This is a genomic window from Actinoplanes sp. NPDC026619 (genome assembly GCF_040638295.1).
Classification (GTDB): domain Bacteria; phylum Actinomycetota; class Actinomycetes; order Mycobacteriales; family Micromonosporaceae; genus Actinoplanes.
On the sequence record NZ_JBEZYA010000024.1, the window covers coordinates 34,482 to 47,402 of the forward strand.

Annotated in this window: 17 protein-coding genes and 1 pseudogene; 10 read left to right on the top strand and 8 right to left on the bottom strand. The window is 71.0% G+C overall.

What is annotated here, in order from left to right; all coding sequences use genetic code 11:
* The first annotated feature begins 67 nt into the window (after positions 1–67).
* Together AB0E90_RS38780 and AB0E90_RS38785 are read left to right on the top strand one after the other, a co-directional pair.
* Positions 68–1,015 (top strand): hypothetical protein, encoded by a 948-nt coding sequence (locus tag AB0E90_RS38780; protein ID WP_360417021.1) that lies wholly within the window; start codon positions 68–70, stop codon positions 1,013–1,015.
* 53 nt (positions 1,016–1,068) lie between these two features.
* Complete coding sequence (locus tag AB0E90_RS38785) at positions 1,069–1,788, top strand: helix-hairpin-helix domain-containing protein (RefSeq protein ID WP_360417023.1); 720 nt, start codon at positions 1,069–1,071, stop codon at positions 1,786–1,788.
* A 71-nt stretch (positions 1,789–1,859) separates the two neighbouring features.
* Here AB0E90_RS38785 and AB0E90_RS38790 read toward each other — a convergent pair.
* A pseudogene (locus AB0E90_RS38790) lies at positions 1,860–2,114 on the bottom strand (hypothetical protein); the annotation flags it as partial.
* Between the two features lie 16 nt (positions 2,115–2,130).
* On the opposite strand from AB0E90_RS38790, the gene AB0E90_RS38795 reads away from it, so the two are divergent.
* The 4 genes from AB0E90_RS38795 (at position 2,131) to lexA (ending at position 4,295) form a co-directional block, all read left to right on the top strand.
* A complete protein-coding gene (locus tag AB0E90_RS38795; RefSeq protein WP_360417025.1) occupies positions 2,131–2,478 on the top strand; it encodes a cupin domain-containing protein in 348 nt (115 codons plus the stop codon).
* Between the two features lie 7 nt (positions 2,479–2,485).
* Entirely contained in the window at positions 2,486–2,746 is a 261-nt protein-coding gene (locus AB0E90_RS38800) for a hypothetical protein (protein WP_360417027.1), read from the top strand.
* Positions 2,747–2,776: 30 nt separating this feature from the next.
* Positions 2,777–3,580 (top strand): hypothetical protein, encoded by an 804-nt coding sequence (locus AB0E90_RS38805; RefSeq protein WP_360417029.1) that lies wholly within the window; start codon positions 2,777–2,779, stop codon positions 3,578–3,580.
* Positions 3,581–3,653: 73 nt separating this feature from the next.
* Positions 3,654–4,295, top strand: coding sequence for a transcriptional repressor LexA (lexA, locus tag AB0E90_RS38810; protein ID WP_360417031.1), 642 nt, complete (start codon positions 3,654–3,656; stop codon positions 4,293–4,295).
* Between the two features lie 8 nt (positions 4,296–4,303).
* On the opposite strand, the gene AB0E90_RS38815 is transcribed toward lexA, so the two are convergent.
* Both AB0E90_RS38815 and AB0E90_RS38820 read right to left on the bottom strand, forming a co-directional pair.
* A complete protein-coding gene (locus AB0E90_RS38815; RefSeq protein ID WP_360417033.1) occupies positions 4,304–4,627 on the bottom strand; it encodes a YciI family protein in 324 nt (107 codons plus the stop codon).
* Positions 4,628–4,726: 99 nt separating this feature from the next.
* Entirely contained in the window at positions 4,727–4,936 is a 210-nt protein-coding gene (locus AB0E90_RS38820; protein ID WP_360417035.1) for a glyoxalase superfamily protein, read from the bottom strand.
* 70 nt (positions 4,937–5,006) lie between these two features.
* Between AB0E90_RS38820 and AB0E90_RS38825 the strand changes: the two genes are divergently transcribed.
* The 3 genes from AB0E90_RS38825 to AB0E90_RS38835 are packed head-to-tail and all read left to right on the top strand — an operon-like array spanning position 5,007 to position 7,648.
* On the top strand, positions 5,007–6,170 hold the full coding sequence (locus AB0E90_RS38825) for a histidine kinase (RefSeq protein WP_360417037.1): 1,164 nt from the start codon (positions 5,007–5,009) through the stop codon (positions 6,168–6,170).
* The gene (locus AB0E90_RS38830; protein WP_360417039.1) at positions 6,167–6,841 is read left to right on the top strand and encodes a response regulator transcription factor; all 675 of its coding nucleotides are present in this window, start codon (positions 6,167–6,169) and stop codon (positions 6,839–6,841) included. Before AB0E90_RS38825 ends, AB0E90_RS38830 begins: the two co-directional genes overlap by 4 nt.
* Positions 6,842–6,895: 54 nt before the next feature.
* Positions 6,896–7,648 (top strand): hypothetical protein, encoded by a 753-nt coding sequence (locus AB0E90_RS38835; protein ID WP_360417041.1) that lies wholly within the window; start codon positions 6,896–6,898, stop codon positions 7,646–7,648.
* Here AB0E90_RS38835 and AB0E90_RS38840 read toward each other — a convergent pair whose 3' ends face one another.
* Positions 7,649–8,461 carry a hypothetical protein gene (locus AB0E90_RS38840; RefSeq protein ID WP_360417043.1) on the bottom strand — a complete coding sequence of 271 codons (813 nt, stop codon included), beginning with the start codon at positions 8,459–8,461 and terminating at the stop codon, positions 7,649–7,651.
* Between the two features lie 134 nt (positions 8,462–8,595).
* Positions 8,596–9,495, bottom strand: a complete 900-nt coding sequence (locus tag AB0E90_RS38845; RefSeq protein ID WP_360417045.1) for an AEC family transporter — start codon at positions 9,493–9,495, stop codon at positions 8,596–8,598.
* A gap of 38 nt (positions 9,496–9,533) precedes the next feature.
* Here AB0E90_RS38845 and AB0E90_RS38850 point away from each other — a divergent pair, with 38 nt between their 5' ends.
* Positions 9,534–10,109 carry a dienelactone hydrolase family protein gene (locus AB0E90_RS38850; protein ID WP_360417047.1) on the top strand — a complete coding sequence of 192 codons (576 nt, stop codon included), beginning with the start codon at positions 9,534–9,536 and terminating at the stop codon, positions 10,107–10,109.
* Here AB0E90_RS38850 and AB0E90_RS38855 read toward each other — a convergent pair.
* From AB0E90_RS38855 to AB0E90_RS38865, 3 genes are all read right to left on the bottom strand, one after another.
* Entirely contained in the window at positions 10,073–10,618 is a 546-nt protein-coding gene (locus AB0E90_RS38855; RefSeq protein ID WP_360417049.1) for a GNAT family N-acetyltransferase, read from the bottom strand. The genes AB0E90_RS38850 and AB0E90_RS38855 overlap by 37 nt on opposite strands.
* 76 nt (positions 10,619–10,694) lie before the next feature.
* Entirely contained in the window at positions 10,695–11,681 is a 987-nt protein-coding gene (locus AB0E90_RS38860) for a nitronate monooxygenase (protein ID WP_360417051.1), read from the bottom strand.
* 147 nt (positions 11,682–11,828) lie between these two features.
* The gene (locus tag AB0E90_RS38865; RefSeq protein ID WP_360417285.1) at positions 11,829–12,848 is read right to left on the bottom strand and encodes a LacI family DNA-binding transcriptional regulator; all 1,020 of its coding nucleotides are present in this window, start codon (positions 12,846–12,848) and stop codon (positions 11,829–11,831) included.
* Between the last annotated feature and the right edge of the window lie 73 nt (positions 12,849–12,921).

Consider the following 12,921-nt stretch of genomic DNA (forward strand, 5'->3'; position numbering starts at 1 on the left):
GCCAGCGGCTCGGGTCCATCACCACCGGCAGCCAGCACACCGGACCACCGCCGTCGAGGTCGGCCCAGTGCAGCACGCCCCGGTCCTCGGGCCACACCGTCCCGGGCGGTCCGCCACCGGCCTTGCGCTCCTTGCGGACCCGGCGCAGGAGTTTCTGGTAGGACGCCAGGAAGTCGAGGCGTCCGCCGGGCGCGGCCACCGTGACCGGGCCGACGCGGACGTTGCCGAACACCTCGATGAGATGCTGGTAGTCCTCCGGCGGCGGATAACCCACGTGGCCCTGCACCTTCATCCAATCGTCCAGCCAGCGCCGGGTCGTGATCGGGTCCGGTGTGATCAGCCCGCGCAGTTGTTCCACGCAATCGGCCGGGCCGATCAGCTCCCGGCCCTCGGCCGCGCCGTTCCAGTACGCCTCATCCGGCGCGTTGAGCGTGGCCCCGGATCGACTGCCGTCATTGCCGAAGAACTCGGGCGGCTGCACGTGATCGGCAACGTGTTCCAGAAACGCGCTCGGGGACGGCTGGTTGATGACCGCGCGCAGGAAGTCGGCCGTGGAGAGTTGGTGCACCTCCCACTCGTTTCCATGACTGCCGCACACCACGACCGGCCACCGATCCGGATCGTCGTCCTCGGTCAGCCAGCAGATGAGGAAGTCGAAGCCGACCACGGCCCACGGCACCAGACCGCCCGGCTCCGGGTACAACCGATAGGGCAGTTCGTCGCTCTCGAGCATCTCGGCGCATGCGGTGACCTGCTCCGCGAACTCCCCCGCATCGCATTCGGCGGGGTGATGGAACTTGATGAAAGTCTGGAACGAGCCGGGTGGCATGGCCTCGGCGATCTGGCGGAACTCGGCCGGATAACGCACCCCGACCGCCCGTTCCAGAGCCGCCCAGTCGACCGGCACCGCTCGCGCCGGATAGCGGAGATCCGCGAGAAGCGCGAGGACGGCCGGGGATGGTGGGTTCATCGACGGACCATAGCGCCGTCCCGTCGGCCGGTCTTTTACGCCTGAACGGCTGACCGGCCGGGAACCTAAAAATCTCCGCCGGTTTCTACCATCGATTCGTGCAACCGAACGCTCGCCCCGCCCAGCCTCCGCCGGCCCGGACCTCCACCTGGTGGTGGTTCCTGATCCCGGCGTTCACGCTCGGGTCGGCGTCGTTCCTGATGGTCTTCCTGGGCGGCTGGAAGCTGAAGTCACGCGCGCACATGCTCGCTGCCGGCGTCTATCTGCTCGCCAACGCGTTCTGCCTGCTCGGCATCGTGCTGACGCCGTCGTCGACCACCGGCGAGACCGAGCCCGCCTCGGGCACGGCCGGCAGCGTCGTCCTGGCCGTCTACCTGATCGTGGCCTGGCTGGCCGGCACCCTCCACACGCTCTACCTCGCGTTGCGGGTCAGCCGGCTCCCCTCGGCCCCGCCGCCACTGCCCACACACAGCCCCGACCCGGCCATCGCCGCCGCGCAATGGCGGGTCGACCGCCGCGCCGAGGCGCGCCAACTGCTGCAGAGCAACCCCGCGATGGCCTGGGAGCTGCGCATCGGCCGGCCCGACATCAAACAGCGGCAGTACGACGACGGCGGCCTCGTCGACATCAACCACGTCCCGGCGAGCTGGTTGACCTACGTGTTGCAGATCCCGCCACCGCTGGCCGAGGAGATCGTCGAGGCCCGGACCGTCCACGAGGGCCTCACCTCCCCCGAGGAGCTGATCGTCTACTGCCCCGGCATGACCGACGACCGCCTCGCCATGATCCGCGATTACCTGATCTTCCGCCCGGTCTGACCCGCACGTCACGCGCCGGGCCGCAGCTCCACTCCCCGAGGTCGGTCGCCGGCTCGCCATTCGTTGCCGCCCGGCCAGTCGACCACGGGCAGCTGCGGAAGCCCGAGCCGCGGTGCGATGACCTCGTTGGCGTCGGCCATCCACGTGGTTGCCCAGATCAGCCGGCCGCCCAGTGCGAGAAGCCGCCGGCCGTCCGCCGGATCCAGCCGGTCCAGCAACGGGTTGCCCTCCTCGGGCTGCCGGCCGCCGCCCCGGGCCCGGAACGGGATCAGTGGCCCGTCGACATCCAGAAAGATGAGAGGACCGTCGCGGGTGTCGGAGGTCATGCCTGATTATCGGTCGGTGAGTGATTTCGTCATCAAGCGGTGGGAGCTCGCGCACTATCCCGGCGATCAGGCGCCGCCGCATGTGCACCATCGGTCCGATGAAGGGTTCTGTGTGCTGGACGGGCGGCTCGAGGTGCTGGTCGGTGGGGAGCGGCGGATCCTCGGGCCGGGCGACCATGTGGTTGTGCCGGCCGGGACGGTGCACACGTTCGCGACGGTCGACGACGGTGGCGCTCGGGTGCTCGCGGTCATGACGCCTGAGGTTGATCAGCTGGTCACCGAGCTGCACACGGCGTCCACCGACGAGGAGCGTGCGGCCGTCTGGGGGCGGTACCACTCGGAGGTCGCTACGACAGGGCAGTGAGCAGGCGGTGATCGGCGCCGGCATCGCGACACCCGCTTCCCAGGCGCGCTTCTCCACGGCGTACGCAATCTCGATGTTGGTGTTGAAATCCGGGCGATCCGCGTTGACGGTCATGCGTTTGATCGCGAAGACGCCGCCGGTGGTCGGGACCCGCCACAACTCGTTCGACAGGCCGCCGCTGACCCGCACCGGCTCCGCGCTCAGCCGGCCCAGCCCGAATCGCCGCACGACAATATCCATCGCGTATTCTTACCGCCCCGAAGGGTGATGTCGGCACCTGACAACGGAGGATCCGTCCGTGAACGGGCAACGCTGGGTTCTCCGTGGCCGCTGGGTGCTGGTCACCGCGGGGGTCGCGCTCCTCGCCGTACTCGGGCTGGCCCTTGCCGGGCGGCCGAAGGACGCGCCCGCGCCGCCGGTGCAGAAGGCGGCGCCGTGGGATCCGTTCGTGCCGAGCCCGGCGGTTTCCGTGCTCCCGGCCCCGTCAACGCCCGCGCCCGCCGCCACCTCGCTGGCCACCAGCACCTCGGCGGCCCCGGTGCGGACCAGCTCGTCGCCGAAAGCGGCGGTGCTCTCGGTCAGCGTGGCTAGTGTTCCGGCGGCGGTCGACCTGGCTGCCGAAGGCACTCGCGACTGGCTGCACTGGGGCCTGACCAGCGCGGACGGTCTCGACCGCAAGGCCGGCGGCACCGGTGAGATCCAAGACGTGGACGGCACCGGGAAACGGGGGCGTTACGACAACAACCCGGAGCTGTTCAGCTGGACCGGTGGCGCCCCGACGGCCGCGGCCGGCCGCACGCCGACCGGGGTCTACTCGTGCGGGGTGGGCAGCACGTTCACCCTGCGCGTCCCGGCCGGGCCCGGCTTGCGCACGCTGCATTTCTACGCCGGCGTCTGGATGGCGCAGGGCCGGCTCACGCTCGGCCTCGCCGGGCAGACCGCCGACGCCGTCCTGGAGAACCCGGAGGCGATCAGGACCGCGCGCTTTACGATCCGCTTCCGTGCCCCGGCCGCGGACACTCTCCGGATAACGTGGACGGCCACCAAGGTCTACCACCCGACCTGCGGAAACATCGACATGCAGGCGGCCACGCTGAGCTGAACCCCGGGAATGTCACGCGATCGGGTCGGCGCGCCTGCCGGGCGAACGCGGTGCTGCCCGGCAGGATCTTGGAGTGCTAGCGGATGAGGACCTCGACACGTCGGTTTTGACCGAGCGGCAACGGCAGATCCTCACCGTGATTCAGAAATGGGCCTTGCGGTACGGCTATTCGCCGTCCACCCGGGAGATCGCCGACGCGATCGGGCTCGCCTCCACCTCCACCGTCTCGCGGCATCTGCGGGCGCTCGAGGAAATCGGCTTCCTGCGGCGCGGCCGGTCGACCCGGCCGGTCGACGTGCGCATGTTCCTGCAACCGGCCGAGCCGGCGCGCGCCGACCCGGCCACCGTGGGGGTGCCGCTGCTGGGCGACATCGCGGCCGGCACACCCATACTCGCCGAGCAGAACTCCGACGAGGTGCTCGCGCTGCCTCGGGATCTGGTCGGCCGGGGCAACCTGTTCGGGCTGCGGGTCCGCGGCGACTCGATGATCGACGCGGCGATCTGCGACGGCGACATCGTCGTGGTCAAGCAGCAGCACGAGGCGTTCAACGGCGAGATCGTGGCCGCGATGATCGACGACGAGGCGACGGTCAAGGTCTACCGCCGACGTGCCGGGCACGTCGTGCTCGAGCCGCGCAACAAGGCGTACGAGGACATCGACGGTGACCGGGCCGTCGTGCTCGGCAAAGTCGTCTCCGTCCTGCGCCGGACGTAGGCACACGCTCACTGGAACGGGCGCACCTCGATCTTCCGGTCGCAGACCTTCGACGCCTCGGTGGCGAGCTTGAGCGCCACATCCAGATCGGGCGCCTCCCAGACCCAGACGCCGGCCAGGTACTCCTTCGACTCCACGAACGGGCCGTCGCTGAGCACCGCCTGCTCGCCCCGGTTGTCGATGACCGTGGCCGTGCCGGTGTCGGCGAGTCCGCCCGCGAAGACCCAGTAGCCCTCGGCGATCAGCCGTTCGTTGAACGCGCTGATGGCGGGCTGCCGGTCCGTGCTGCCGGGGTTGTCCTTGTCGTCGATGACGGAAACCAGGTACTGCATCTTCGGATCATCTCCTGTCTCGGCGCCGCCCTTGTCGACGGCCTCACCCTTGCAACGAACACCACCCGCCCGGTCCGACAACGCCCGCCAAATTTCTTTTCAACTCCGAGCGATGCCGACCCGGAGACGATTGCCGTCCGGGTCCCGCAGATGGACCTCCCGGCCCCACGGGGCGTCTTCGACGGCCGCGCCGAACTCGGCCGCTACCGCATCGACGTCATCGAGGTGCAGGGACAGAAGTGTGTCCGGCCGGGCATCGCCACGGTGCTCCGACAGGAAGAGCTGCATCGGCCCGCGGGTGACACACACGAAGAGCGGAAAGCCCGGTGACCGCGGTCATCGGTGGTTGGCGGCGGGGGCGGGACTGTACCGTCACCGGGTGGCTGACGACCCGGTGCGGCGACCGTTCACCCTCGCCCAGCTCATCCTGGTGGACGCGGTCGTGGCGGCCGGTTATCTGTTGTTCGCCGGCGCCGACCATCGCTTTCTCCTGGCCGCCACGATCCTGCCGGTGGCGGTACGCCGGCTGTGGCCGGTTCCGGTGTTCGCGCTGGTGCTGACGCTGTCGTTGCTCACCGCCACGTTCGCCGGCAGCACGATGTACCTGGTCGGCGCCGCGTACGCCCTCTACCTGGTCGCGGTGACCCAGCCGCCGCGCCGTCTGCTGCCCACCGCCGTGGTCGGCGGGCTCGCCGGGGTCGGCGTCTTCGTCGCCTCGGTGGTCGGCGCGCCGACCGCGGCGATGGCCGGGTTCTCGGTCGTCGTCGGCAACGTCGTCCTGCTCGGCGGGGCCTGGTGGCTGGGGCGGGTCGCGCGGGAACGGCGGGCCTACACCGAGCGCGCCGAGGCCGCGGCGGTCCAGCGGGCACTGACCGACGAGCGGCTGCGGATCGCCCGGGAGATGCACGACATCGTGGCGCACAGCATGGGGGTGATCGCGGTGAAGGCCGGCGTCGCCCATCACGTGATGCGGGAACACCCCGGCGCGGCGTACGAGGCGTTGGGCGTCATCGAGACGACCAGCCGCGCCGCGCTCGGCGAGCTGCGCCAGCTCCTCGACGTCCTGCGTCCGGCCGCCGACGCCGCCGATCTCGTCCCGCTGCCCGGACTCGCCGATATCGCCGCGCTGGCCGACCGGGCCGCGCCGGCCGGCGTCCAGGTCGACCTGCGGGTGGACGCGACGGTGCCGCTGCCGCCCGGGGTGGAGCTGTCGGCGTACCGCATCGTGCAGGAGGCGCTGACCAACGTGGTCAAGCACGCGGCGCCGGCGGCCTGCCGGGTCCGGGTCTTTGTCGACGGCGCGGTGCTGGCGGTGCACGTCACCGACGACGGGCCAGGCCGGGCCTTGCCGGGCCGGGCCTTGCCGGGCCGGCCCCTGCTGGGCGCCGCGACAGCCGGGCACGGCCTGGCCGGGATGCGGGAGCGGGTCGCGGTGCATGGCGGGCGGTTCCATGCCGGGCCGTCCCCGCTGGGCGGGTTCGCGGTGTACGCCGATCTGCCGTTTCAGCCGCTGCCCGCCTCGTCGAGCCTGGTCGCGTCGTGACGGCGCCGGTGCGGGTGCTGATCGCGGACGATCAGGCGCTGCTGCGCGGCAGCTTCCGTCTGCTGGTCAGCACCGGTCCCGGTCTCACCGTTGTCGGGGAGGCGGCGACCGGTGACGAGGCGGTGGCGCTGGCCCGCAGCCAACGGCCCGACGTGGTGCTGATGGACATCCGGATGCCGGGGATGGACGGTGTCGAGGCGACCCGCCAGATCTGCGCCGCGCCGGAGACCGCCGGGGTGCGCGTCCTCGTGCTGACCATGTTCGATCTGGACGCCACCGTCTATGCGGCCCTGCGCGCCGGCGCCAGCGGTTTCCTGCTCAAGGACACCCCACCGGCCGAGCTGCTGGCGGCGATTCGGGTGGTGGCGGCCGGGGAGGCGCTGCTTGCCCCGAGCGTCACCCGCCGGGTGATCGCGGAGTTCTCCCGGCTTCCCGCCCCCGCCCGGACTGCCCGGACCGATCCCACCGGGATCACCGACCGGGAGCGCGAGGTGCTGGAGCTGGTCGCCCGTGGACTCAACAACCTGGAGATCGCCGCCCACCTTCATCTCGGCGTGGGAACGGTGAAGACGCACGTCTCCCGGCTGCTCGCCAAGCTGAACGCCCGCGACCGGACCCAACTGGTGGTGGCGGCCTACGAGAGCGGCCTGGTCACCGCGGTCCGCCGATAGTCTCTCTGCCTGCAGGCAGACGCGGCGCGGCTCCTGGGGCGGCAATCTGATGGCGTGACCGAACCTTCCCACAATCCCCGAAAACCGCGACGCCGTCGATGGCTGTGGCGTACCGCCGCCGGGCTCGCCGCCGCGCTGCTCATCGCGGTTGCCGGGGTCGTCGTGGCCTACCCCATCGCGGCCGCGGCCGCCTGCCCGGCCTGCTTCGGGCTCCACGAGGCCGCCCCGGGCGTCTACGTCGAGAGCAGCGCGACACCGGCCCAGCGGAGCCAGATGGTCGACATGATCGCGGCGGCGCGGCAGCGGGTTCGCGATTTCTACGGCGAGATCCGCAGCGATCCACGGATTCTGATCTGCCTGAGCGCCGGGTGCTACGGGCACATCGGCGGCGGCGAAAAGGGCCGGACCTGGCGCGATATCACGGTGGCGCTGTCCCCCGGCGGCGCCGACCTGGTGATCGCCGCACACGAACTGGTGCACGCCGAGCAGTACCGACGGCTCGGGTCCCGCTACGACCGGGTGCCCCGCTGGTTCAACGAAGGACTCGCGGTGGTGATCGCCGACGATCCGCGCTACCTCACCGCGAAGCCGGCCGGCGAGCGCTGCCCGATCAACTATGCCCAGGCGCTGGCGGCGACGCGCGCCGTGACGGTTCCGGCGCCCGACGCGGGCCAGGACTTCTACCGCAACGGCGCCTGCGTGGTCGACCGCTGGCTCGCGACCAACGGCGGCCCGGCCGCCGTGCACGATCTCAACCGCCGTCTGCTGGCCGGCGAGCCGTTCACCGGCATCGTCCTTACCGCCTGATCATGACTGCAGTTTTGGGTGGGCATCCTCGATCGAGCTCGCTTCGACGTACGTCAGGAACAGCCCCTGGTCGGCCGGTTCGAGCTTGGCGTAGGCGTCGTGAGCGGCCCGGCGCGACTGCCGGGTCTCCGCGGCCAGGAGTCCGATGATGGCGGCCCAGGCGAGGGAAACGTAGCCGTGCAGCCGGTCCTCGTGGAGCAGATGGGTGTCCCGGCTCACCGGATCGCCCTTGTCGCCTGGACTCTGATCGCCCGCGCGGGCGACCTGGTCGCCCGAGGTCTGCAGCTGGTCCGCATGCGGGCGAGGCTTCGCTGTCTCCGCGGCGGGTCCGGTTTCCGTTGCCGCGCCGCGATTCTGCTCGTTCGCCACAGGCTGCGGTCCGGCCGGCTCGATCGGCGGCGCGGTGGCCGGGCGCTGATCGACCGCCTGCGGCTTGCCGGCCGGCTGATCGCCGGGCCGCGGCACGACCGTTTCCGGCGGGCGCACTGTCGTCGCGGGCGGACGACCGGCGGCTTGCTCACCGGTCGGGGTGGCGGCCGGCCGGGTGGTCTGGTCGGACGCCGTCTGCCGCGGCCGGTTCTGCTCGCCGGCCGTCTGGCGCGGCACGGTTTGGTTGCCGACTTCACGGGCGGCCTGGTTCTCCGCCTTGGCCTCGCGGTGGTCGGCGATCTGGCCGGTGTCCTGCTTGGCTTCCTTCTGGGCGCGGAAAGTGTCCAGCTTCTGCTGGAATTCGGGGCTGGGCTTGAGCGATTGCTCCGGTGGCCGCGGTGGTGGTGGCTTCGGGGCATCCCCACCCGGTGGGTTGTCAGCCATCACAGTCCTCCTTCGTCCACCCGGGCGGGGCGGTTCCTGGTCGAAGAAGTAGCGGCAGGCGTCATCGATTGCACGCAGTCAACCATGCGGAACGCATTCCCGGGTGCCCGGTCGACGCTCGCGAACGGGGGGGGTCAGAGCGTGAACAGCAACGCGATCAGCAGCAGGGCCGGGGCGCACACGATCGTGGACAGGAAGATGGCGTCTCGGGCCACGATCAGGCCGGTCTGGAAGCGCTGGGCGTACAGGAAGACGTTCTGTGCGGTTGGCAATGCCGCCAGCACTGTCACGGCGTACACCTCAGTGCGGGGTAGGCGCAGGAGAAGCGCCAAGAGGAAGGCTGTCGCCGGCATGCCGGCGGTTTTGAAGGCTACGGCGATGATCGTGGGCAGGCGGTCCGGGCCGGGGGCGAGGATGCGGCGGCCGTGCAGCGACATGCCGAAGGCGATCAGCACCAGCGGGACGGTGGCCTGACCGATCACGGTCAGCGGGTCGACGATCAGGGTGGGCAGCTCTACGCCGGTCGCGGCCACCACCGTGCCGAGCGCGACGGCGACGATCAGTGGGTTGCGCAGGGACGATGCCAGGGTTGCGCGGATGTTGCCGCCGCCGGCCAGCATCGCCAGCACGATCGGGGTGATGACCAGAAGCTGCAGCATCACGATCGGAACGACCAGGGCGGCGTCGTTCAGGACGTAGGTGGCGATCGGGATGCCGATGTAGTTCGCGTTGACGTAACCGGCGCCGAGCGCGCCCACGATCCGGGTGCCGCGGTCGCGGCGGTGGAAGATCAGGGCGTACGCGAGGAACGTCAGCACCGCGGCCACGCCCGACACCAGGAGCGGCTCGCTGAACAGGACGTGCAGGTCGGCGCGGGCCACCACGGTGAAGAGCAGGCACGGCGCCAGCACCGCGTAGACCAGCTTTCCCAGCGCCTCCTCGGCCTCGGCGCTCAGCCCCAGGAACCGGCCCACCAGCCAGCCGACCAGCACGATCGCGCCGATGAGGGCGAACCCGTCGAGCGCGTGAGCCATTAAACTTCTTCCATCGTCTTGATCTTAGGAGTCTAGAGATGGCCACGGTCGTGCTGTTCCATCATGTGCAAGGGCTCACGCCCGGAGTGCTGGAGTTCGCGTCGCGCCTGCGCGCCGGCGGGCACACCGTCGAGACGCCCGATTTGTTCGGCGGCGCGCTGCCGGCGACGATCGAGGAAGGCTTGGCGCTGACGCGCCAGATCGGCGACGAGCAACTCGAGGCCCGGGCGAACGAGGCGGCCGGCACGGGGTCGGTCTTCGCCGGGATTTCGTACGGCGTGATGGCCGCCCAACGACTCGCCCAGACCCGCCCCGGCGCCCGCGGCGCGCTGCTCTACGAGGCGTGCCTGCCGATCAGCGGCGAGTGGGCGATCGGCCCGTGGCCGGCCGGGGTCCCGGTGCAGGTGCACGGCATGGAGCAGGACCCGTTCTTCGGCCTGGAGGGCGACCTCGAGGCCGCCCAGGAACTCGCGTCGACGGTGCCGGGCGCGGCGCTGTTCGTCTACCCGGGCGACCAGCACCTGTTCACCGACAGCTCGAAGCCCTCCTACGACAAGGCGGCGACGGAGCTGGCCGTTCAGCGGTCGCTGGCCTTCCTCGACCGGCTGAACTGATCGGCCGGCACCTCGTAGACGATCTCCCGCCCGTCCTCCTCATCCCACTGCTCGCCGACCTTCACGAAGCCGTAGTGCGCGGCCAGCGAGTAGGACGCGACGTTGTCCGGCGCGATCGACACCCGCACGGTCTTGACCAGCGGATCGTCGGCGGCCCGCCGCAGCAGAGCCTCGAGCGCGGCCCGCGCGTAACCCTGCCGCCGGTGGGCGGCCTCCACCGCGTACCCGATCTCGACCAGCCCGGCCGCGTCCGGCGCCGCATGAAAACCGGCCCGCCCGACCGCCAGGCTCTGCTGTTCGTCCCAGATCACCCCGGTCACCCAGCCGGCGCACTCCGGGTCCTCGTCGGCCTGCCGGGCGCGAAACGCCCAGACCCCGCGGCACTCCGGCCCGGCAAGAAAATCCGACAGGGGTACGGGACTGAGCGCCTCAGCAGCCGCCAGGTCGCCGCGCGCCAGCGCGTGAAAGGCCGGCCCGGTCAGATGCACGATGCGAACAAGTGGCGTCACCCGGCAAGCCTCTCAGCTGTTCGGTCACTGTCGATATCAGACGGCACTCCACACCCACCGTTGCCGCGATATCCCATCAGCGGTAGCGGTCCAGAGCCTCGCGGGCCTGGGCGGTGATGTCGGCGATCACCGAGCCGGCGCTCTTCACCGCGTCGACCAGGCCCACGCCCTGGCCGGCCAGTAGCGGCATCTCCTCCAGGTCGCCGGTGGTCACGTCGCGCATCGGGACCAGGTTGGAGAAGCGTGGGACGTCCATCGGCCGGCCGCCCAGCACGGTGTGGCCGATGATCGGGCGCTCGGCGGTGAAGCGTGGTTTCTCGTCGATCACCCGGGTGCGGAGCACTCGCATCGGGTTGAACTCGGGGGTCTCCGGGCCGAACAGGGACGTGCGGACGGTGTCGGTTGCTGGCGCCGTTACCAGGCGGGCCTTGTAGTCGTCGTGGGCCAGGGACTCGTCCGTGGCCACCAGGCGGGTGCCTATCCAGGCGCCGTCGGCGCCCAGCATGAGGGCGGCGGCCAGGCCTCGGCCGTCGGCTATGCCGCCGGACGCCAGCACCAGGGCCGGGGAGACCGCGTCGACGACCAGTGGGATCAGGGCGAAGGTGGGCAGGGTCGCGTAGTTGTGGCCGCCGGCCTCCGAGCCCTGGGCGACGATCACGTCGATGCCGTCGCCGGCTGCTCGCTTGGCCGCGTCGACCGCGCCTACCTGCTCGAAGACCTTGATGCCGACGCTGTGCAGCTGGTCGATCCAGGCCTGCGACGGGTGGCCCCAGTGGAACGAGACGGCCGGGACCGCGGCCTCGCAGACGGCGTCTATCTGGGCCTGGTCGGTGAAGACGGTGATGAAGTTGACGTGGAACGGGGCGGGCGTGCCGGCCCGGATTGCGGTGATCACCTCGGTGATCGCCGGTGGTGGCATCAGGCCGACGCCCAGTGAGCCGAGCGCGCCGGCGTTGCCGACGGCCACGGCCAGGTCGGGGGTCATGCCGACGAAGGCCATGCCGGCCTGGGCGATCGGGGTGGTCAGGCCGAAGGCCTCGGTGAAGCGGGTGCGGAGTTCCATCCCCCGACCTTGTCCGATCCGGCCGCCGAATCCTGTCAGCCGCCGGACAGCCGAGCGGCCGGGCACGCAGAAGCCGGGCCGCAGCGGGCGGACGGCCCGGTGTTGCAGGCGGCTTCAACTGGGGTGGCGGGACCGGTCCACGCCGTATCAAAAAGGGTTTACCGCTGTTGATCCTCTGGGGATCAGGCGGCCGGGCAAGGCCAGGCGGCCGTGGGCGGGTGTGCCGTTTATCGCGGCCAGCAGGAGTTCGGCGGCGGTGCGGCCGATGCCCTCGAGGTCCATGTCGATGCTGGTCAGGGCGGGGCGGCAGCCGTCGACCATGACGTCCCAGTTGTCGAAGCCGACCAGGGCCACGTCGCCGGGGATGCGTTTTCCGGCTTCCTGGAGGGCCTCGAGCAGGCCTCGGGCGATCTGGTCGCTGCCGCAGAAGACCGCGTCCACGTCGGCGCCGGTGGAGAGCAGGATGCCGGCGGCCTGGCGGCCCCAGGCTTCGCTCCACTCGCCGAACAGGACGGGGGCCGCGGGTTCGAGGCCGGCATTTTCGATGGCGTGCCGGGCGGCGTCGGCGCGGACCGTGGCGGAGTGGTGGTGTTCGGGGCCGGTCACGTGGGCTATCCGGCGGCGGCCGATGGCCAGCAGGTGTTCGACCGCGCGGCGGGCGCCGTCGGCCTCGTCGGGGACCACCGAGCAGTCGTCCGGGTCGGTGGAACTGATGAAGGCGTAGACGACCGGGACCGGCAGGGCGGCCGGGCCGATCGGGGGGCGGGCCTGGGTGCGGCGGCCGGTGACGATGATGCCGTCGACCTGGCGGCCGAGCAGGGTGCGCAGGTAGTACTGCTCGCGGATCGGGTCGTCGCGGGCGTCGCACAGGAAGACGCTCACCTGGCCGGCGCCGAGCGCGTCCTCCGCGCCGATCAGCAGCGGGATGCTGAAGCGGCCGATGCTGTCGGTGGTGATCATGCCGACCGTGTAGGTGCGGCCGGCCTGCAGGCTGCGGGCCGCGGCGTTCGCCACGAAACCGAGCTGTTCGGCGGCCTGCTGCACGCGCTGGCGGGTCTCGGGACGCAGCGCGCCTCGCCCGTTGAGCGCCTTGGACGCGGTGCCCGGGGAAACTCCGGCAAGGGCCGCGACCTCGCTGATGGTGGCGGCCCGATCGATGGTTCCCAGTGTTTCCTCCCGCGTTTCCCGGCTCCGGCAATCGAACCGTAACTTCCTCTTGACATGCCCGCAAGGCCCTCCT

Bases quoted from the DNA above. Each gene is read 5' to 3' on its own strand.
- AB0E90_RS38815 (WP_360417033.1), bottom strand. From the start codon at position 4,627: ATGCAGTACCTGGTTTCCGTCATCGACGACAAGGACAACCCCGGCAGC.
- AB0E90_RS38840 (WP_360417043.1), bottom strand. From the start codon at position 8,461: ATGGCTGACAACCCACCGGGTGGGGATGCCCCGAAGCCACCACCACCG.
- AB0E90_RS38845 (WP_360417045.1), bottom strand. From the start codon at position 9,495: ATGGCTCACGCGCTCGACGGGTTCGCCCTCATCGGCGCGATCGTGCTG.
- AB0E90_RS38850 (WP_360417047.1), top strand. From the start codon at position 9,534: ATGGCCACGGTCGTGCTGTTCCATCATGTGCAAGGGCTCACGCCCGGA.
- AB0E90_RS38860 (WP_360417051.1), bottom strand. From the start codon at position 11,681: ATGGAACTCCGCACCCGCTTCACCGAGGCCTTCGGCCTGACCACCCCG.